16 protein-coding genes are annotated in these 19,943 nt (G+C 33.2%); 10 read left to right on the plus strand and 6 right to left on the minus strand.

Features of this window, described 5'->3' with window-relative positions; genetic code table 11:
* Positions 1-874: 874 nt before the first annotated feature.
* Positions 875-1,558: a DUF4294 domain-containing protein gene (locus tag P2W75_RS14445; RefSeq protein ID WP_276381010.1), complete on the minus strand. Its 684-nt coding sequence runs from the start codon at positions 1,556-1,558 to the stop codon at positions 875-877.
* Positions 1,559-1,639: 81 nt separating this feature from the next.
* Here P2W75_RS14445 and P2W75_RS14450 point away from each other — a divergent pair, with 81 nt between their 5' ends.
* The 6 genes from P2W75_RS14450 to P2W75_RS14475 all read left to right on the plus strand — a co-directional run bounded on the left by P2W75_RS14450 (position 1,640) and on the right by P2W75_RS14475 (position 10,365).
* Complete coding sequence (locus tag P2W75_RS14450) at positions 1,640-2,728, plus strand: M42 family metallopeptidase (protein WP_207296153.1); 1,089 nt, start codon at positions 1,640-1,642, stop codon at positions 2,726-2,728.
* A gap of 61 nt (positions 2,729-2,789) precedes the next feature.
* Positions 2,790-3,470, plus strand: a complete 681-nt coding sequence (locus P2W75_RS14455; RefSeq protein WP_276381011.1) for a response regulator transcription factor — start codon at positions 2,790-2,792, stop codon at positions 3,468-3,470.
* Entirely contained in the window at positions 3,467-4,825 is a 1,359-nt protein-coding gene (locus tag P2W75_RS14460) for a HAMP domain-containing sensor histidine kinase (RefSeq protein ID WP_276381012.1), read from the plus strand. The genes P2W75_RS14455 and P2W75_RS14460 overlap by 4 nt, the downstream gene beginning before the upstream one ends.
* Positions 4,826-4,914: 89 nt before the next feature.
* Positions 4,915-6,162, plus strand: coding sequence for a TolC family protein (locus P2W75_RS14465; protein ID WP_276381013.1), 1,248 nt, complete (start codon positions 4,915-4,917; stop codon positions 6,160-6,162).
* Between the two features lie 12 nt (positions 6,163-6,174).
* A complete protein-coding gene (locus P2W75_RS14470) occupies positions 6,175-7,263 on the plus strand; it encodes an efflux RND transporter periplasmic adaptor subunit (protein WP_276381014.1) in 1,089 nt (362 codons plus the stop codon).
* 3 nt (positions 7,264-7,266) lie between these two features.
* On the plus strand, positions 7,267-10,365 hold the full coding sequence (locus P2W75_RS14475; RefSeq protein WP_276381015.1) for an efflux RND transporter permease subunit: 3,099 nt from the start codon (positions 7,267-7,269) through the stop codon (positions 10,363-10,365).
* A 171-nt stretch (positions 10,366-10,536) separates the two neighbouring features.
* Here the strand turns inward: P2W75_RS14475 and P2W75_RS14480 are convergent, their stop codons facing one another.
* The 5 genes from P2W75_RS14480 to P2W75_RS14500 form a co-directional block, all read right to left on the minus strand.
* Positions 10,537-10,917 (minus strand): ankyrin repeat domain-containing protein, encoded by a 381-nt coding sequence (locus P2W75_RS14480; RefSeq protein ID WP_276381016.1) that lies wholly within the window; start codon positions 10,915-10,917, stop codon positions 10,537-10,539.
* 454 nt (positions 10,918-11,371) lie between these two features.
* Positions 11,372-12,505, minus strand: a complete 1,134-nt coding sequence (locus P2W75_RS14485; protein WP_276381017.1) for a glycoside hydrolase family 26 protein — start codon at positions 12,503-12,505, stop codon at positions 11,372-11,374.
* Between the two features lie 32 nt (positions 12,506-12,537).
* On the minus strand, positions 12,538-13,491 hold the full coding sequence (locus tag P2W75_RS14490) for a phosphoribosylaminoimidazolesuccinocarboxamide synthase (RefSeq protein WP_276381018.1): 954 nt from the start codon (positions 13,489-13,491) through the stop codon (positions 12,538-12,540).
* A gap of 140 nt (positions 13,492-13,631) precedes the next feature.
* Positions 13,632-14,462, minus strand: coding sequence for a Cof-type HAD-IIB family hydrolase (locus tag P2W75_RS14495; protein ID WP_276381019.1), 831 nt, complete (start codon positions 14,460-14,462; stop codon positions 13,632-13,634).
* Positions 14,463-14,745: 283 nt separating this feature from the next.
* Positions 14,746-15,696: a PhoH family protein gene (locus P2W75_RS14500; protein WP_207296143.1), complete on the minus strand. Its 951-nt coding sequence runs from the start codon at positions 15,694-15,696 to the stop codon at positions 14,746-14,748.
* A gap of 297 nt (positions 15,697-15,993) precedes the next feature.
* Between P2W75_RS14500 and P2W75_RS14505 the strand changes: the two genes are divergently transcribed.
* The 4 genes from P2W75_RS14505 to gldG all read left to right on the plus strand — a co-directional run bounded on the left by P2W75_RS14505 (position 15,994) and on the right by gldG (position 19,863).
* Positions 15,994-16,821, plus strand: coding sequence for an S-adenosyl-l-methionine hydroxide adenosyltransferase family protein (locus P2W75_RS14505; RefSeq protein WP_207296142.1), 828 nt, complete (start codon positions 15,994-15,996; stop codon positions 16,819-16,821).
* 180 nt (positions 16,822-17,001) lie between these two features.
* Positions 17,002-17,298, plus strand: coding sequence for a putative quinol monooxygenase (locus P2W75_RS14510; protein WP_276381020.1), 297 nt, complete (start codon positions 17,002-17,004; stop codon positions 17,296-17,298).
* A gap of 154 nt (positions 17,299-17,452) precedes the next feature.
* Positions 17,453-18,178: a gliding motility-associated ABC transporter permease subunit GldF gene (gldF, locus tag P2W75_RS14515; protein WP_276381021.1), complete on the plus strand. Its 726-nt coding sequence runs from the start codon at positions 17,453-17,455 to the stop codon at positions 18,176-18,178.
* The gene (gldG, locus tag P2W75_RS14520; RefSeq protein WP_207296139.1) at positions 18,178-19,863 is read left to right on the plus strand and encodes a gliding motility-associated ABC transporter substrate-binding protein GldG; all 1,686 of its coding nucleotides are present in this window, start codon (positions 18,178-18,180) and stop codon (positions 19,861-19,863) included. The genes gldF and gldG overlap by 1 nt, the downstream gene beginning before the upstream one ends.
* Positions 19,864-19,943: the final 80 nt, after the last annotated feature.

Consider the following 19,943-nt stretch of genomic DNA (forward strand, 5'->3'; position numbering starts at 1 on the left):
TCATCAGAACGGCTGTCAATTCAATATGTCTACGAACGTAATTTCTTTTCTTTTCCGCTTATCTCTCAAAGCGGGTGCAAAACTAAAACTTCTTTTTAAAACCTGCAAGAAAAATTTAAAAAAAATTTGAAACTTTTTTTTCGTCTCATTTTCTAATTTTTCTTCCAGTCTACCAAGGAACTTTCCGTGTTTTGCGGGGTGCAAATGTAAAAAGCTTTTTCAATTCCCGCAAGCTTTTTTTGAACTTTTTTTAAGAAAATTTCTTTTCATTTCAATTCAACTGCCTGACGGTATTTCTAAGAGCGTTTCGCTGATGCGGGTGCAAAAGTAGAACCTTTATTTACATTTACAAGCTTTTATTTTATATTTTTTCCATGTTTTTTAAAACTATTTCTTAACCCGCTGGCAGAAGTGCTTTTACATTTTGATTATTTTTAATTTCCTGTGGGGTTTTTCTGTATTCAGACGTGTTTTTCTTATTTTACCCATCGTTTAGATTGGCAGTTTTGCGGAATTTTCAGATTTTATGCCCGCTCTATGGAAAGAATTTAAGATCCGAAAGCCTCCCTTCTGCCCCTTCTGCTCTCGCAGAGGGGCAAAGACGCCAAGTTTTTCTCCATTTTTCTTTTGGAAACTGATTTCATAGCCCCGATAGGAGCGGAAATCCTTTTTGGGGCGGGGTTCGCCCCAAAAAGATTGAAGCGGATAGCGGGAAATAGCTCCTTATATTTATTAAAATTCTTAAATTCCAGATTCCAAAAGCTCCGGCTCCGCTCAGCCGGACAAGCTGTACTTATATATTATATATGTATAAAAAAACAAACCCGGCGGGTTTTAAAACCTGCCGGGTTGTATTATAATATATATAGGTGTATTATTTTTTGTTGACCTCTTTAGCTTTTGCTTCCCAATGATTCATGAGATCGTCGTAGTTAACTGGATTTGCAGATTTTTGGTTAACCAAGCGACCTGATTCGAATGCACGAACTAATATACTTTCTATTAAATAGTCTTCATTGACTTCATAGGGTTTGTATTCTGTCTTTAAACTTATATCAAATAAATTGGCTGTGGTGTTTGATACAAAAGCTTTGAATCCACTTTTTAAAGTTTTAATTAAATCATAGGCGGTGTTTCCTGTTTGACGATGAATCAGCTTTACCAAAATTTGTCCTTGTTTTCTAGAAAGTTTCTTTAATCGGTCTTCAAACTCATTATTAAGGTAGTCTTCTACAATTTTAAAGTATTTTTTCTTTTCACGATTTGTTTTTAAACGTGCCATACCAGCATTCAAAGCAGTTAAACGATCAGAAGCCAATCGCGCATAAGGATATACCTTATATACTCTCATCTGAAGAATCTGAAACTGCTTTAATTCTTCTGGACTCATCTTCTCTCCTTTCGAAATAATAATTTCCGGCAACTGGATTGTATCGTTAAGAATAGAATCTTTCTCAGTTAATATATAACCCATTTCCTGGTTTTCTTTTGGAGTAACCTGAGCTTGGCTTGTAAACGAAATCAATGTAAAAAACAGAATACAGATGGTATATCTCATAGAGTCTTAATTTAAATGTAAAATTATATATTTATACACAACTCTAATACCAAATTTATAAATTAGCGCAAAAATATTTTTATGAGCACAAAATCAATCTTAAATGATTCTTCTATTGCTTTCCTAGAAAGCTATCTAAATAACGCTTCGCCGACAGGTTATGAAAGCGAAGGGCAAAAACTTTGGATGAATTACCTGCAACCTTATGTTGATACTTTTATTACGGATACTTATGGTACAGCAGTTGGAGTTATTAATCCAGATACTCCATATAAGGTAGTAATTGAAGGTCATGCTGATGAAATTTCATGGTATGTAAACTACATTACTGAAGATGGTTTATTATATGTAATCCGAAATGGTGGATCTGATCATCAGATTGCTCCTTCTAAAAGAGTAAACATTCATACTAAAAACGGAATTGTAAAAGGTGTTTTTGGATGGCCTGCTATTCATACCCGTTTACGTGACAAAGAAGAAATACCTAAATTAAGTAACATATTTATAGATCTTGGTTGCGAAACCAAAGAGCAGGTTGAAGCTTTAGGGGTTCATGTTGGTTGTGTAATCACTTATCCGGATGAATTTATGATTTTAAACGAAAATAAATTTGTTTGTCGTGCTATCGATAATAGAATGGGTGGTTTTATGATTGCTGAAGTAGCTCGTTTATTAAAGGAAAACAAAAAAGAACTTCCATTTGGACTTTATATTGTGAATTCAGTTCAAGAAGAAATTGGTTTACGCGGAGCTGAAATGATTGCCCACAGAATAAAACCAAATGTTGCTATTGTGACAGATGTTTGCCACGATACAACTACTCCAATGATTGACAAAAAAGTAGAAGGTGATCTTAAAATGGGAAGAGGTCCTGTTATTGGGTATTCTCCTGCGATTCAAAATAAACTACGTGATTTAATTGTAGAAACCGCTGAAGAAAATAAAATACCATTTCAGCGCCACGCAACTTCTCGTGCCACAGGAACAGATACAGATGCTTTTGCTTACAGTAACGGCGGTGTTCCTTCTGCATTGATTTCATTACCATTACGTTATATGCATACCACTGTAGAAATGGTTCATAAGGAAGATGTTGAAAATGTTATTCAATTGATTTATGAGTCATTATTGAAAATTGAGAATAACGAGACTTTCTCTTATTTCAAATAAAAACTATTCCATATTAAATTCGGCTGTTTTTGAATGGCCGAATTTATAAATTCCCCCAAGAATGAAAATACTGCTGCTCGAAGACGATTTTACATTGTCTAAGGAAATCTCGGCTTTTTTTACCACTAAACAATTCGAGTGCATTCCTTATTATGATGGTTCGTTACTATTAAAAAAATACTTTCCATACGAATATGATTTAATCATTCTGGATATTAATGTTCCAGGCACAAATGGTATAGAGGTTTGCAAAGGTATCCGAGAAATCGACAAAAAAACACCTATTATAATGTTAACCGCTTTTAGTGAAATTGAAGACAAACTAGATTCATTTAACAATGGTGCTGATGATTATTTGGTAAAACCTTTTCATTTTGAAGAATTATATGCCCGAATTTCTTCTTTATTAAGACGAAAAGAAATACCACAGCAGATAGAACACAAAATCATTATTGAAGATTTAGAAATTCTGGAAGAAGAAATGAAAGTTTTTCGTTCAGGTGAAGAAATTAAATTAACTCCAAAAGAATTCAAACTTATTCTTATTCTGGCCCATGCCAAAGGAAAAGTGCTTTCTAAGCAGTTTATTGCAGAGAAACTTTGGGATTATCACATCGAAACCAATCAGAATACTATTGAAGTTTACATCAACTTTCTTCGCAAGAAAATCGATAAAGACCAAGAAACAAAACTTATCCGCACTAAAATTGGTTATGGATATTACTTAAGCAATCACGAATGACTTTAAAAAACAGAATATCATTATTGGTAAGTTTATTGTTTACAATCCTTTTTGGATTGGCATCAACCGTGATATTTGTTTTGTATTCTAATTTTAGAAAAGAAGAATTCCGTGAACGTCTCGAAATTAAAGCACTTTCCAATATTAAACTTTTAGTTGATGTAAAAGAAGTCGATGAACAGCTGCTGAAAATGATTGACCAAAATTCAATCAATAAATTATATGATGAAAAAACATTGGTTTTTGATTCGAATTTCAAATTAATTTACAGCAGTATTGACGACGCTAAAATAAAATGGTCTGAAGAAGATTTAAAATACCTTAAAAAGAACAAAACCTTTTTTAAACAGCAGGGCGATTATGAAGTTTATGGCGTTTTTTACGACACAAAAGACAAAGATTTCTATGCTTTAATATCCGCTACAGATGATTATGGAAAACGAAAACTTCTTTTCCTTAGATATACTTTGGTGGTTTCATACATATTTTTTACTTGCATTTGCTGGATTCTGACTTCTTTCATGGTAAGAAAGGCACTGAATCCGCTTGGATTATTTCATCAGAAAATAAAAAACATTAACGAAAACAATCTTGATTCGCGTATCGTTTCCAAAAGCAAGAAAGATGAAATTGATCTTCTGGCTAATGAATTCAATTACATGATGGATCGCATTGAGATTTCCTATCAAAAGCAAAAAGAATTTACGGCTCACGCTTCTCATGAATTAAGAACGCCTTTATCAAGAATAACGGCGCAGATCGAAAACACGATTGCAGATCCGGCAACTTCTATTAAAGGAAAAACTTTCTTAAAGGCTATTTTATCTGATGTTAATCATCTTACAGAACTAATAAATTCATTATTGATTTTATCTAAAATTGATACTAATGAAGCTGAAAACAATGAAATTCATCGTATGGATGAGATTCTATTTTCTGCCATGGAAAACCTCAAAAAGAGCTTTCCTGAATTTTCTATTTTATTTGAAATTGAAGAAAGTGATAATCTCGATACTTTATTGGAAGTAAAAGGCAATAAAAACCTTCTTGAAATTGCGTTAATTAATGTTTTGAAAAATGCCTGTTTATATTCTGACAACAATCAGGCAGAAGTAAAAATAAGCACAAACGAAAATCAGCTTATAATTTCGATATTAAACACCGGAAAAACCTTAAGCGAAAAGGAACAGAAGAATCTTTTCCAGCCCTTTATGCGTGGCAAAAATTCGAAAGGAACAACTGGATTTGGACTTGGTTTACGAATTGTCCAACGCATTTTAAACCTACATAAATCAACTATAACTTACAGTATTCCAGATATTAACAGTAATTTATTTCAATTATTTTTTCATTGATAATTTATTTTAAGCTAATTTTAAGCTAGATTTTAAGCCTTATTAAAGTCTGCCGATAGCATTTTTGTATAAAATAAATTTTTGATACAATGAGAAAACTCTATGCATTATTATTACTTGTATTTCTCAATCAAGTAGTAACGGCTCAAAATGCAGTCACGCTTGAGGATTGCGAGAGCCAGTTTCTTAAAAACAATCTTTTTTTACTGGCTTCGCATTATAATATTGATGCAGCAAAAGCCTTAACTATTCAGGCTCGAATTTGGGACAATCCCAATCTTACTGCCGAATTGAATGCTTACAATCCAGAAAGAAACCAATATTTTGATATTGGAAAAGAAGGACAAAAAGCATTTGGTATCGAACAACTTATTTATTTGGGAGGCAAAAAACGAAATGAAATAAAGCTGGCCAAAACCAACGAGCAATTGGCAGAGCTTCAGTTTAATGATCTTCTGAGGAATTTAAAGCTTCAGTTACGCCAGAGTTTTTATACGGTTTATTACAATACTAAAAGTCTGGAAACTACAGATAAACAAATCGCTCATATTGAAGATTTGATCAACTCCTACTCCATTCAGGCACAAAAAGGAAATATTCCCTTAAGAGATGTTGTGCGTCTGCAAACCTTGTATCTGAACTTTAAAAATGAACGGATGGAAGTTGTCAATGATAATATTGAACAACAAGCCAATTTGAGACTTCTTTTGAATTCTAAAGAAATGATAGTTCCAAAAGTTTATGAAAATGAATTTAGTAAATATTTAAAAGAAATCCCTTTTGATATAAAAGCTTTAGAAAGTGATGCAATTGCTAACCGACCAGATTATTTGGCAAAGCAAAAAGAAATTGAAGCTAATGAACTAAATATAAAGTGGCAGAAATCACTTTCTGTTCCAGATATTACGCTTGGTGCCAATTATGACCAGCGAAGCGGTGCTTTTAACCGTGAAGCCAATCTTACCGTTGGAATTCCATTGCCGCTTTGGAACAAGAACAAAGGAAATATCAAATATGCTCAAACCATTTTGGCACAGTCTAAAGTAGAAAAACAGAATTTTGATCTGCAGTTAGAAACCGAAATTACATCAGCATGGAATAAATGGGAAGAATCCCGTAAAAATTATGCTGTAATAAAACCGACTGTAAATGCCGATTTTGAAGCTGTTTACAACGGAATCTTAACCAATTTCCAAAAACGAAATATCAGTTTACTGGAATTTACAGATTTTATGGAAAGTTACAACCAAGCCAATGTTCAAGTTAACGAATTAAAGAAAAAACTGGCTTTATCTGGAGAAGAATTAAACAGCACCATCAACAAGGATTTATTTTAAAACTAAATAATAATGAGGCATACATTACTTATAGGAATTGCGTTGGTAAGTTTATCAATTGCAAGCTGCAAAAAGGAAGTTGAAAATCCTGAAACAAAAAGTACATTTTCGCTTAGCGATAATATGCTGAAAACAACCAGTACCGCCGAAGCAAAAACGGAACCTGTAAAAAATGAATTAAGTTTTTATGGAAAAATTACTGCCGACAATAATAAAATGATTGACGTTTACCCTCTTGTGGGCGGAAGTGTCGTTAAAGTAAATGTCGAATTAGGAGATTATGTAAAAAAAGGACAAGTTCTGGCTACGATAAAAAGTACGGATATTGCTGATTTTGAAAAACAATCTATCGATGCTAAAAATGATTTACTTGTTGCCAAAAACCAACTAAAAGTAGCCCAGGAATTATTTGATGGAAAATTAAATTCTGAAAGCGATGTGCTGCAGGCAAAATCAGAAGTAAACAAAGCGCAGTCTCAATTAAGCAAAATTCAGGAAACATATAAAATCTATAACATTAGAGCAGGTTCTATTTATGAAGTAACTGCACCAATCAGCGGTTTTATCATTCAAAAAAGCATCAATCAAGATATGTTATTACGTTCAGATCGTTCTGATAACATTTTTGATATTGCGGAAATCAGCGAAGTTTGGGCAATGGCAAACATCAACGAAATTGATATCAATAAAATAAAATTGGGAATTGATGCCGATGTTACTACTTTAAGTTATCCTGACAAAATTTTTAAAGGAAAAGTCGATAAAATTTTCAACGTTATCGATCCTGAAACCAAAGCCATGCAGGCGCGAATAAAACTTCAAAATCCAGGATTTTTATTAAAACCTGATATGAATGCCAATATCAAATTGTCATACAACGAACAAAATCAATCCATGATTGCGATACCAAGTAAGGCCATTGTATTTGATAAAAGCAAAAACTTCGTCATGATCTTTAAAGACCGTCACAATATCGAAACCAGACAAGTTGATGTTTACAGAGTTGTTGGAGAAACCACTTATATCTCGGGAGGTTTAAAAGAAAATGAAAAAGTCATTACCAACAACCAATTATTTATTTATCGCGCTTTAAACGATTAAGATATGAACAAATTCATACGCAATATAATTGCTTTTTCGCTTAAGAATAAAGCATTTACCTTCTTTTGGGTTGGAATGCTGGCTGTTGCAGGTTTTATTTCATTCAAAAATATGCCCATTGATGCCTTTCCAGATGTAACCAATACACAAATCATTATTATTACACAATGGAATGGTAAGAGTGCCGAGGAAGTAGAACGTTTTGTAACAACACCAATCGAAATTTCGATGAACTCCGTACAGAAAAAAACAAGTGTACGAAGCATCACGATGTTTGGTTTATCAGTAATTAAAATCATTTTTGATGATGGTGTCGACGATACTTTTGCCCGCTTTCAAGTCAATAATTTATTAAAAAACGTAACTCTTCCTGATGATGTTGAACCAGATGTTCAGCCTCCCTACGGACCAACGGGCGAAATTTTTAGGTATATTGTTAAAAGTGACAGCAGGGACAGCCGTGAATTATTGACTTATCAAAACTGGGTTATCGACAAGCAACTACGTGCCGTTCCCGGAGTTGCTGATTTAAATGTTTTTGGAGGCCAAACCAAAACATATGAAGTGGGTGTCGATCCAATTAAATTAGCGAAATATAATATTACTCCTTTGCAAGTTTATAACGCCATTGATGCAGGAAACTTAAACGTGGGTGGTGATATTATTGAGAAAAACGGGCAGGCTTTTGTTGTTCGCGGTGTCGGACTTTTAAAATCTAGAAAAGACATAGAAAACATTATTGTAGATGATGCTGGTGGAAATCCTATTTTAGTTAAAAACGTTGCCGATGTTTACGAAAGTTCTATGCCTCGCGTGGGACAAACAGGGATTGGCAAAAATGATGATGCTGTAGAAGGAATCGTCGTAATGCGTAAAGGCGAAAATGCAAAAGAAACTTTGGCTTTAATCAAAGATAAAATCAAAGATTTAAATGAAAATGTTTTACCAAAAGACATCAAAATAGAAACTTTTTACGATCGTGATAATCTGATGAATTTCACAACCGAAACCGTAATGCATAACTTATTTGAAGGAATCATTCTGGTTACTTGTGTAGTATTCTTATTTATGGCCGATTGGCGAACAACTTTTACGGTTTCAATTGTAATTCCGCTTTCCTTATTATTTGCATTCTTATGCTTAAAAATGATGGGAATGAGCGCCAACTTACTAAGTTTAGGTGCAGTCGATTTTGGGATTATTATAGATGGCGCCGTGGTTATGGTTGAAGGATTATTTGTAGTTCTCGATCATAGGGCACATCAACTAGGAATGACAGCTTATAATAAAATTGCCAAGGGAAGCATCATTAAAAAAACAGGAACTGAAATGGGTAAAGCGATCTTTTTCTCGAAACTGATCATTATTACCGCTTTACTCCCAATATTTTCATTCCAAAAAGTAGAAGGAAAAATGTTTTCGCCTCTTGCTTACACTTTAGGATTTGCCTTAATGGGAGCTTTACTTTTTACTTTAACTCTCGTGCCGGTTTTATCTCATATTTTATTGAATAAAAATGTAAAAGAAAAGAACAATCCTTTCGTGAATTTTTGGGATAGAATTGTAGCAAAAGGTTTTGCTTGGACATTCAAACATAAGGCAAAAACACTAATTGCTTCTACGGCATTAATTGCTGCTGTATTCTTTTCGGCAACTTTTTTAGGAACCGAATTTTTACCACAATTAAACGAAGGCGCTTTGTGGGTTACCGCCGAATTACCCATGAGTACGTCATTGCCAGAAAGTGTTAAAACAGCCGCAATGATTCGAAAAGATCTTGAAGCTTTTCCTGAAGTAAAAAATGTGTTATCGCAGACAGGGCGAAGTAATGATGGAACAGATCCAAATGGTTTTGGATTTATTCAGCTGCAAGTTGATTTAAAACCAAAAGCCGATTGGAAACGAAAAATTTCTATGGACGATCTTATAAATGAAATGGACGAAAAGCTGAAAGTGCATCAAGGAATAACTTATAATTATTCTCAGCCTGTAATTGATAACGTTGCCGAATCTGTAGCGGGATTTAAAGCTTCCAATGCCGTTAAAATTTATGGTGATGATTTGGATAAATTAGACGAATTATCGAATGAAGTTTTAGCGAAAATCAGAAATATTCCAGGTATAAAAGATGTGGGGATTCTGCGAAATGTGGGACAACCAGAAATCAGCGTTATTCTGGATCGAGAAAAAATGGCAGCGTATGGTGTAACCTTAAGCGATGCACAAGCCGTTTTAGAATTGGCTTTTGGAGGAAAAACGGCAACTCAGAAATATGAAGACGAAAAGAAATTCGATGTTAGAGTTCGTTTTTCTAAAGAATATCGTAAAGATGAAGAAGATCTGGCTGAATTAAAAGTTCCCACAATCAGCGGAGCTAAAATTCCATTGAAAGAAATATGTGATATCAAAACTATAACAGGTCCGGCATTTATTTACAGAGACAATACCAAACGTTTTATTGGAGTAAAATTTTCTGTTCGTGACCGAGATTTAGGAAGTACCATCGCAGAAGCACAATCAAAAGTAACGGAAGTTAAAATGCCGCCAGGGTATACCACAGGATGGACTGGAGAATTTGAAAATCAAGTTCGTGCAAGTGCCCGTCTGGCTCAGGTTGTGCCTATCAGTTTAATTGGAATATTTGTCTTACTCTTTATATTATTTGGAAATTTCAAAGATTCACTGCTTGTTTTAGCGAATGTGCCTTTTGCAGTAATTGGAGGAATTATTGCTCTACATTTAACCGGAATGAACTTCGGAATTTCTGCCGGAGTTGGTTTTATCGCCTTACTTGGAATTTGTATTCAAAATGGAGTTATCCTAATATCAGAATTCCATCATAATCTCAAGGCAAAACTCAGTCTACAGGAATCAGTTTTGCGAGGTGTAAAAGCCAGAACAAGAGCAGTAGTTATGACCGCATTAATGGCTTCAATTGGTTTAATGCCAGCTGCTATTTCAACTGGAATTGGTTCTGAATCTCAAAAACCGCTTGCCATTGTAATTATCGGCGGACTGGTTACTGCTACTATTTTAACTTTATTGGTTTTCCCAATTTTGTTCTGGGTATTTAACCGTAAAAAGCATGAAACAATCGAATAAAAAGTAAATTAATTTTGGTTAGATTAATTTGGTTTAAGAAGGAAAAGCATCATTTATATAAATGGTGCTTTTTTGATTTATAAAATATTGATCAAAAATAAGTGCATAAAAAAACGGCCATCCGCTCAAAGAAGGCCGTTTGTACTAACTCAAACTTTTAAAAACTGTTTTTTACAAATTTTTCAGAATAGCAATTGCTTCTGTAGCATTTGATAATTGTGCATATTTTAAAGCTGTATATCCTTTTTCGTTTTTATCGTTTGGACGAGCACCTGCTGCCAACAAAACTTTAATGATTTCTACTTTGTTGTAACGAGCAGCTGTCATTAATGGAGACATATCATCAGATCTCTCATTTACGTTAGCTCCGTACTCAATGAATTTTTTTACTACTTCAATATCACCTTTACTTACTGCAACTACAAGTGGTGTTCCTTCATCGTATGCAGCTGATACTGCAACTTGATTTTTAACAGCTGTGCTGTTTGAAGCGATAGAAACATTTGCGAATGCTAATAAAGCTGCTCCTAAAAAAATAACTGACTTTTTCATAATGATTGGGTTGTTTAATTGATTGATACTTATTTTGATTGATTTTGAATTTTAAATTCTTGACAAATGTAAATTAAAATTTGGTATTATGTATTACAAGCTACCATGTTTTAACTAATTCTTAACGTTATATTAATGGATTAAAAATATTGATGTCAAAAAATCGTGATTCTATATAAAAGACGCCACAAATGTAGAAATGTTACACGAAACAGAATATTTTTTCATTTTTTGATCTTTATTTTTTAGAAAAAACAACGGCTAATCTTGTAATGTTTTAACGCCATAACATTATGATATATAAAAAAGGCAGAAAATTTTCATTAATGTTAAAATTTTAGCCTACAAAATGTGAATTTATCATTAAAATAAATTATTTTCATAAATTTAAAAATAGTAAGAAAAATACGAAACAAAAACGTGGTAGTTGCATTATTTTAACACTAATGATGATTTAATATTTCAATTTCTTTTGATAAACATTCTTTAAGTCTGCTTCAAACAATATATAGTCGTCATTATAAAATTTGATAAAATTTGGAGCACTTATTTGTCCAGGAAATGGTGCATAATAATGTGTTGGACTCATTTTATCATTTCTCCAGACTAAAACGTAACATAATTTTATTTTCCCTTGCTTTAGAGATTTTAAAAGAACTTCTGTCCACCATTCTGGATTTGGTATTGATTCTAAACCAGTTTCGGTAAATGCAGCCAGTTTATTCTTTTTGACAGCTACATCAGAAATAATTGTAAGTTTCTTTACACCTGCTTCTAAATTGTAATTTCCGTCGCGTCCAAAATCGCCATAATTATCTATCCCAAACAAATCGACATAATCATCTCCGGGATAACGTTCTAGATATTCTTCTTCTGAATTAAATCTATTATCAGGAGAAAAGGCATAAATGAAATTATGAACTCCTAATTCGTTTTTTAAATAGGAAACTGTAAATCGCCAGACTTCTATAAAATCCTCACGTGACGTATATTTTTTTCCCCACCAAAACCAATCTCCATCAAATTCGTGAAATGGTCTAAAAATCATCGGGGCTAATTTTCCGTCTTTGGCTTTTACAGAATGAGCAAAATCGGCAATTGTTTTCAAAATTTCTTTGTATTGCTCATGATGAGAACCGCCTTTTTTAATAAATGACATGGCTGGCACCGAAACCGAATCTTTCCAGTAAAATCCGCCTCCAGAAGCAGGATTATTAAAATGCCATGAAACCGTAGTTATGCCGCCGCGTTCATACGTATCTATAACATTTTGTTTTAAAGTTTTTTGGGCTTTTTCAATTTCTTCTTTTGAACGTCCAGAAAAATCACTGAAATCAATTCCCACAACGGCAGGATGCGAACCGGTCACTAATTTCACATCAGATTTATTAGGTTCATTAGACCAACCATGCCCGTATTCAAAAGCATGCTGATGTCCAAACAAAATGTGTTTTTTTGAAATGATTTTAAGATTATGATACAGATTCTGGGTTTCTTTTGTCGCTTTTTTATCAATTTGCGCCAAAAGAAAATGCCCTGCTGTGATACACAATAGCAGGGCACTTTTTTTAGTTGTTATAAAATTCATGGTTTAAATAGTTAGTTTAAACCCGAAAAGTACTATTTTGATGAAAGGTATTCTAATACGTTTTTATCAATACGTTGGTCAATATTATCAATATCAGCTTTTACAAATTTTTCACCAATGATATTTTCATATAATTCGATATATCTTTCAGAAACTGATTCGATGTATTCATCCGTCATTTCTGGAATCTGCTGTCCTTCTTTTCCTTGAAAACCATTTTCGATTAACCAGCGGCGAACAAATTCTTTTGATAATTGTTTTTGCTCCTCACCTTTTGCTTGTCTTTCGGCATATCCTTCAGCATAAAAATAACGAGAAGAATCAGGAGTATGAATTTCATCGATTAAAACAATAACACCGTCTTTTGTTTTTCCAAATTCATATTTAGTATCTACTAAAATTAAACCGCGTTCAGCAGCGATTTCTGTTCCTCTTTGGAATAAAGCACGAGTATATTTCTCAAGGATTAAATAATCTTCTTCAGAAACAATTCCTTTTGCTAAAATATCTTCACGAGAAATATCTTCGTCATGAGAGCCATTATCCGCTTTTGTTGTTGGTGTAATAATTGGTTCTGGGAATTTGTCGTTTTCTTTTAAACCTTCAGGCATAGTAACTCCGCAAAGTTTTCTTTTTCCGTCTGCATATTCACGAGCAGCGTGTCCAGAAACATAACCGCGAATTACCATTTCTACTTTAAAAGGTTCGCATAAATGTCCAACAGCAACATTTGGATCTGGAGTTGCAATCAGCCAATTCGGAACAATATCCTCCGTTAATTCCATGAATTTAGTTGCAATCTGATTTAAGATTTGTCCTTTGTATGGAATTCCTTTTGGTAAAACCACATCAAATGCCGAAAGTCTGTCAGTTGCTACCATTACCAAAAGTTCATCGTTAATGTTATAAACTTCTCTCACTTTTCCGCGGTAAACTGATTTCTGATTCGGGAAATTAAAATTTGTGGTTGTGATTGTATTGCTCATTTTTAGTTGTGTTGTTTTTTATGAATGCAAATTTAAAATTATTTCAGAGAGTTACACCATGAAATTTTTAAGAATCCTAAATAAAAAATCCCCAAACAATTATTCAGGGATTTCTATTTTTTTGAAATATAAATCGAAAATCAGCCCGCAGCTAATTCTTTGTCTAAAATTTTTGAAGCAATATATTTCGCAACACCATCTTCTGCATTGGTTTTAATTACTTCTAAATCAGGCAGCGTTTCTTTTAAAATAGCAGGAGCATTTCCCATAATTAAACCTTTTCCTGACGCCGATAACATTTGTACGTCATTAAATCCGTCTCCAAAAGATACGGCTTCAGACAATGTAAAACCTTCTCTTTCTAAAACTCTTTCAATCGCAACAGCCTTATCGATAGATTTATCCATAAATTCCAAGCAAGTTGGAAGACTGAAAGCATGATGTAAATGTTCTGAAGAATTTGCCAAAATAGCATCTTTTAGTTTTACTAATTTTTCATGATCTTCGCATGAAAAGAAAATTTTAATCGCACCAAAATCTTCTAACGTTTTATAATCAACTAATTCTGGTTTGTATTTTAATTCATGCTGAAAAGCATTTAATCTTTCGTTTATTCTGTTGGTCTGCCAAACGTTTTCTTTAAATAAAACGACTGTAATTTCGGGATCAATTTCAACATTTAAAGCTGCTTTTACTATGTCGCTGTTTAAGTTGAAAGCGAAAAGTTCTTCTTTTTCTGGTGAATGAATTCTTGCACCGTTTGAACTGACTAAATAAACCGGAACTTCAAGCGTTTCTATAATTGCCGTCGCATCAAGATGATGACGTCCTGTTGCTACAACAATAAGATAATTTTGGTTGTGAAGTTCTTGAAATACGGATTTAGTATAATCGGATATTCTGTGCGAAGGGTTGAGTAAGGTTCCGTCAAGATCACTTACCACCACTTTCATATTTTTAAGTTTTGTCATATTAATAATCAAATTGGTATGATTGCAAATTTACGGTTTTAAGCTCGGAAGACCAAAGATTACAATCTTCAGAAAGTCGAAGTATTGTAAGTTTATTATTTATTTAACTATTTGATGAAACAACAATACAATTTTTTTAATTCTCATTTTGCAATTCTTCACTTTGAATTCTATCAAAAAAATATTCGTTTTATTTATTTCCAAAAAGAAACTAAATAAAACGAATATTAATAAATGTTAAAACACAATTCATGATTTACATTTAACATTTGACTAAATTTTATTAATCGTGATTTTCTATCTGCTTATACGCATCGATTACCTTTTTAACCAATCTGTGGCGTACAATATCTTTATCATCAAGATAAATAATTCCAATTCCTTCAATGTCTTTTAGAACCAAAAGAGCTTCTTTAAGACCAGAAATCGTTCGGCGTGGTAAATCGACCTGTCCTGGATCGCCCGTAATCATAAATTTGGCATTTTTTCCCATACGGGTCAGGAACATTTTCATTTGGGAATGCGTGGTATTTTGAGCCTCGTCAAGAATTACAAATGCATTGTCAAGTGTACGTCCGCGCATAAAAGCCAAAGGAGCAATCTGAATAATTCCTTTCAGGATATAATCTTCTAGTTTTTCATTCGGGATCATATCGCGTAATGCATCATAAAGCGGCTGCATATAAGGATCTAGTTTTTCTTTCATATCACCCGGTAAAAATCCAAGATTTTCTCCTGCTTCAACAGCCGGACGTGTTAATATGATTCGTTTTACTTCTTTATCCTTCAGCATTTTTACAGCCATCGCGACACCCGTGTACGTTTTTCCAGTTCCAGCTGGTCCTACCGCAAAAACCATATCATTCTTTTTGATTGTGTCAACCAGTAACTGCTGGTTTGGCGTCATCGCTTTTACAATTTTACCGCCAACCCCGTGAACTAATATTTTGTCATGATCGTATGCTCTTTTTTCATCCTGACCATCACTCATTATTACTCGTTCAATTACATTATCATCAATATTGTTATATCGGGTAAAATGGAGCATTAATCTTTGAAATCTTTTTTCGAATTCATCTAAGACTTCTTTTTCGCCAAATGCTTTCAAAGTGGTCCCTCGCGCTACGATTTTAAGCTTTGGGTAATACTTTTTAATAATTTCTAAATGGCTGTCTTGAGCGCCCCAAAACTCTTTAGGAGCGATGTCTATTAGCTCGATTATTCTTTCGTTCAAATGAAGTAGTTTTAAATTAAATTAATTCAGTTATTATATAATTGACTGTCGGGTACTTTTTAATCGCAGTATTCAGTGTTTTTGTCACAGCATTGTCGTTTTCTCTACATTTTGTAAACCGAAAACAGAGACTTATGATTTAAAACAACAACAGAAACTGCTATATGAGCTGCTTAGCCCTAAAAAACACAAATTGTCTTTTCTTTCTTTCAATTTGTGTTTACTATTATTAGCTTTGCATTTCTCAAATTTAATGAAAATTAGATTTAAATACTATCAATAGTTATAAACAAAATTATGTCAATAATTACCCTTACTACAGACTACGGCTTGAAGGATCACTTTGTGGGTTCGCTAAAGGGTAAAATTTTATCTGAATATTCAGAGGCTCAAATCATTGACATTTCTCACGATATTGATCCATTTAATACAGCAGAAGCCAGTTATGTAATTGGTGCTTCTTATTTAAGTTTTCCAAAAGGAACAGTACATCTAATTGGAGTCGATATTGAACGCAATAAAGAGAACCAGCATATCGCCATGCAGTGGAATGACCACTACTTTATTTGTGCCGATAATGGAATTTTGAGTATGCTTACGCAGAAGATAGTACCGCAGAAAATTGTTGCCATAAATATTCACGATCGTTTTCCAATAGAATCAACTGATTTGGATATTTTTATTCAAGTAGCTTGTCATTTGGCAAAGGGCGGTTTATTGAATGTTATTGGAAAAGAAATCCCATCTGTAAAAGAAGCAACAGAATTACAGTCTGTCGTAGCCGATGATGGAAATTCGATAAAAGGATATGTTATTTATATTGATCATTTTGGAAACGTAGTAACGAATATTTCGAAAAAGCAATTTCTGGAAATTTCACGTGGTCGTCCGTATGAAATTGTCATGAAACCAAAAAGCATCAAAACCATTCTGCCAAATTATTCGGCTATTGCCACTTCAGATAAATATCCGATTAAAACTTATGAAGGTGAAAAACTGGCTATTTTTAACGAAGCAGGATTTCTTGAAATCGCTATTTTCAGAAGCAATCCTTCAAAAGTAGGTTCTGCCAATAGTTTATTAGGATTGAACTATCGTGATGTGATTACCATTAAATTTTCTTAGAAAAATTTTAGATTTTAGATATCCGATTTTAGATTTGAAAACTTTAAAATTTGAAATTTGGAATTTCTTTATTGGAATTTTACTTTTTTATAAAAACAACAATCAAATTTGGTATTTTTGCGCACCTGTAAGACTTTAGAAAAATCTAAAGTCCAAAATCAACAATCTAAGAATAACACTATGTTCGTAAGAATAGTAAAAATGAGTTTTCATGAAGATAAAATTTCTGATTTTCTGGAGAATTTTGAATCTGTAAAACACAAAATACGAAATGCAGAAGGAAATCGTTTTTTAGAATTATATCAAGATAAAAATGACAAATGCATTTTCTTTACTTACAGCTACTGGGAAACCGAAGAGGATTTGGAAAAGTACAGACAATCAGAACTTTTTAATACGGTTTGGGATTTCACAAAGAAATTATTCAATGCAAAACCAGAAGCTTGGAGCGTTGATAAATTGGTTAGTTTAAATTAATATTTGAAAACTAATTTAACCGCAAAAAACGTAAAGCTTTTGAATAAAAACTTTGCAAACTTTGCGAAAAACTTTGGGATCTTTGAGGTTAAAAAACACAAAGAAAACAAGTTGAAACCTGAAACAAGAAAAACTTGAAACAAAATAAAAACAAATGAAATCAATCATTTTAAGAGAAATAAAATCCTTTTTTGGCTCACCAATTGGCTATTTAGTCATTGCAGTTTTCTTAATCATCAACGGACTTTTTTTATGGGTATTTGAAGGAGATTACAACATATTAAATACTGGTTATGCCGATCTGACTCCGTTTTTCACATTGGCACCTTGGATTTTAATTTTCTTAATCCCTGCCGTAACCATGAGAAGTTTCTCTGACGAAAGAAAACAAGGAACTCTAGAACTCCTCTTAACCAAACCATTATCGGTTTGGGAAATTGTAAACGGAAAATTTTTCGGAGCATTTTTACTGATTATTCTGGCTATAATTCCAACCTTGATTTATGTGTATGTAATTTACGGATTAGGTTCTCCTGAAGGCAATATCGATATGGGAAGCACAATCGGTTCTTATTTTGGATTGTTGTTTTTAATTACGTCTTATTCGGCAATTGGGATTTTTACTTCTACCCTTTCAGAAAATCAAATCGTTGCGTTTATAATTGCCGTGTTTGTATGCTTTATTTTCTATTTTGGTTTTGAAGGTATAGCATCAGTAATTCCAGCACAGTCAGGCATTATTTCTGCTTTTGGAATGCAGGATCATTTTAAAAGTATGAGCCGAGGTGTTATTGACACTCGTGATGTAATTTACTTTTTAAGTATCAGCGTGTTATTTTTATCTTTTACTGTTTATCAATTAAAATCTTTTAAAGCGTAATGAAAGCATCTAATAAATTAAATTTAAAGACATTAGGCATTACAATTTTCATTTTAATTGTTTTAAATGTATTAGGAAGCTTATTTTTCCACCGTTTTGATTTAACCAAAGACAAACGATATACCTTATCTCCTACTTCATTACAAATCTTAAAACAGGTAAAAAACCCGCTTTCGATTAAGATTTATATGCAGGGTGAACTTCCTGCCGATTTTAGACGTTTACAACAGGAAACTAAACAGTTACTGGAAGAATTTCAGGCTTATAATAACAACGTTGTTTTTGAATTCGTAAATCCGCTGGAAAACGAAGACGAAAGTATGGAAATGATAAAATCACTTTATCAAAAAGGACTTACTCCAGTTAACATTACGGTTGATGATAAAGGGAAACAATCTCAGGCAATGGTTTTTCCCTGGGCAATTGCTGTTTATAACAATAAAGAAGTTAATATTCCTTTATTGAAAAACATTATGGGAGCTTCGACTACCCGAAAAGTTATTGGTTCTATACAACACTTAGAATATTCAATTGCTGATGCGATTAATAAAGTAACGAAAGACAGACAGAAAAAAGTCGCTATCATTAAAGGAAACGGCGAATTATCTGAAATTCACATTGGTAAGTTATTACGACAAATCAAAGAAAGTTATTATATCGGGCCGTTTACTTTAGATTCTGTTGCTAAAGATCCAAACGGAACTTTAGATGCTCTTAAGAAATACGATTTAGCGATTATTTCAAAACCAACAGAAACTTTTACCGACGAAGAAAAAGAAGTTCTGGATCAGTTTATCATGAATGGCGGAAAAACGTTGTGGATGATCGATCAGGTTGCTGCCGATATGGACAGCCTTTACAACGACGCTGGTGCCACACTTGCTTATCCGAGAGATTTGAATTTAAACGATATGTTCTTCAAATACGGAATCAGAATTAATCCTGATTTGGTAAAAGATGAATACGGCAGTCCAATAAAACTAGCGACTGGCGAACAAGGAAGTGCAACTCAATATCAAGAATTTAAATGGAAATTTGCTCCAATTGTTGTTCCTGAAAGCCAGCATCCAATTGTAAAAAATTTAGGCGGCATTAAATTCGATTTTACCAGTCCGATTGACACTTTGAAAAACGGAATCAAAAAAACGGTTTTGTTACAATCTTCTCTATATTCAAAAAAAATAGGAACACCAGCCGAGATCAATCTGAATATGGTGACAGAACAGACTACTCCTCAGGATTATGCCAATAAAGGAAATCTGGTGCTTTCGGTTTTGTTAGAAGGGAATTTCCATTCTGTGTTTGAAAATCGTGTATTGCCTTTCAAGGACAATTCTTTCCAGCCAAAAGGAAAACCAACCAAAATGATTGTAATTGCTGATGGTGATATTGCCCGAAACCAATTAGACAAAAACATGCTTCCGGTTGAACTTGGCTACGATCAAAGAACTGGAAACCTTTATGACAACAAGGATTTCATGATGAACTGTGTTAATTATTTATTGGACGATACAGGACTTATTAACATTAGAAGTAAAGATGTAGAACTGCCATTACTGGATAAAGAAAAGGTTTACGAAAAGTACACCTTTACCCAATTCATAACTATCGGACTTCCAATTCTAATTTTATTGATTTTTGGATTACTATTTACATTTATCAGAAAAAAGAAGTACAGCCGATAGATGTTAATAAAAAAATTACGAAACTAAGAATGTTTACGATATATTTGTAAAACCATACCTGTTCTCAAAAAATTGAGAGA

Origin of the sequence: Flavobacterium sp. H4147, from assembly GCF_029360735.1 — a bacterium.
GTDB lineage: Bacteria > Bacteroidota > Bacteroidia > Flavobacteriales > Flavobacteriaceae > Flavobacterium > Flavobacterium endoglycinae.

Coding starts and splice junctions, on each gene's coding strand:
- P2W75_RS14480 (WP_276381016.1), bottom strand. CDS start 10,917: ATGAAAAAGTCAGTTATTTTTTTAGGAGCAGCTTTATTAGCATTCGCA.
- P2W75_RS14470 (WP_276381014.1), top strand. CDS start 6,175: ATGAGGCATACATTACTTATAGGAATTGCGTTGGTAAGTTTATCAATT.
- P2W75_RS14485 (WP_276381017.1), bottom strand. CDS start 12,505: ATGAATTTTATAACAACTAAAAAAAGTGCCCTGCTATTGTGTATCACA.
- P2W75_RS14495 (WP_276381019.1), bottom strand. CDS start 14,462: ATGACAAAACTTAAAAATATGAAAGTGGTGGTAAGTGATCTTGACGGA.
- P2W75_RS14460 (WP_276381012.1), top strand. CDS start 3,467: ATGACTTTAAAAAACAGAATATCATTATTGGTAAGTTTATTGTTTACA.
- P2W75_RS14455 (WP_276381011.1), top strand. CDS start 2,790: ATGAAAATACTGCTGCTCGAAGACGATTTTACATTGTCTAAGGAAATC.
- P2W75_RS14510 (WP_276381020.1), top strand. CDS start 17,002: ATGTTCGTAAGAATAGTAAAAATGAGTTTTCATGAAGATAAAATTTCT.
- gldF (WP_276381021.1), top strand. CDS start 17,453: ATGAAATCAATCATTTTAAGAGAAATAAAATCCTTTTTTGGCTCACCA.
- P2W75_RS14505 (WP_207296142.1), top strand. CDS start 15,994: ATGTCAATAATTACCCTTACTACAGACTACGGCTTGAAGGATCACTTT.
- P2W75_RS14490 (WP_276381018.1), bottom strand. CDS start 13,491: ATGAGCAATACAATCACAACCACAAATTTTAATTTCCCGAATCAGAAA.
- P2W75_RS14465 (WP_276381013.1), top strand. CDS start 4,915: ATGAGAAAACTCTATGCATTATTATTACTTGTATTTCTCAATCAAGTA.
- P2W75_RS14450 (WP_207296153.1), top strand. CDS start 1,640: ATGAGCACAAAATCAATCTTAAATGATTCTTCTATTGCTTTCCTAGAA.
- P2W75_RS14445 (WP_276381010.1), bottom strand. CDS start 1,558: ATGAGATATACCATCTGTATTCTGTTTTTTACATTGATTTCGTTTACA.
- gldG (WP_207296139.1), top strand. CDS start 18,178: ATGAAAGCATCTAATAAATTAAATTTAAAGACATTAGGCATTACAATT.
- P2W75_RS14475 (WP_276381015.1), top strand. CDS start 7,267: ATGAACAAATTCATACGCAATATAATTGCTTTTTCGCTTAAGAATAAA.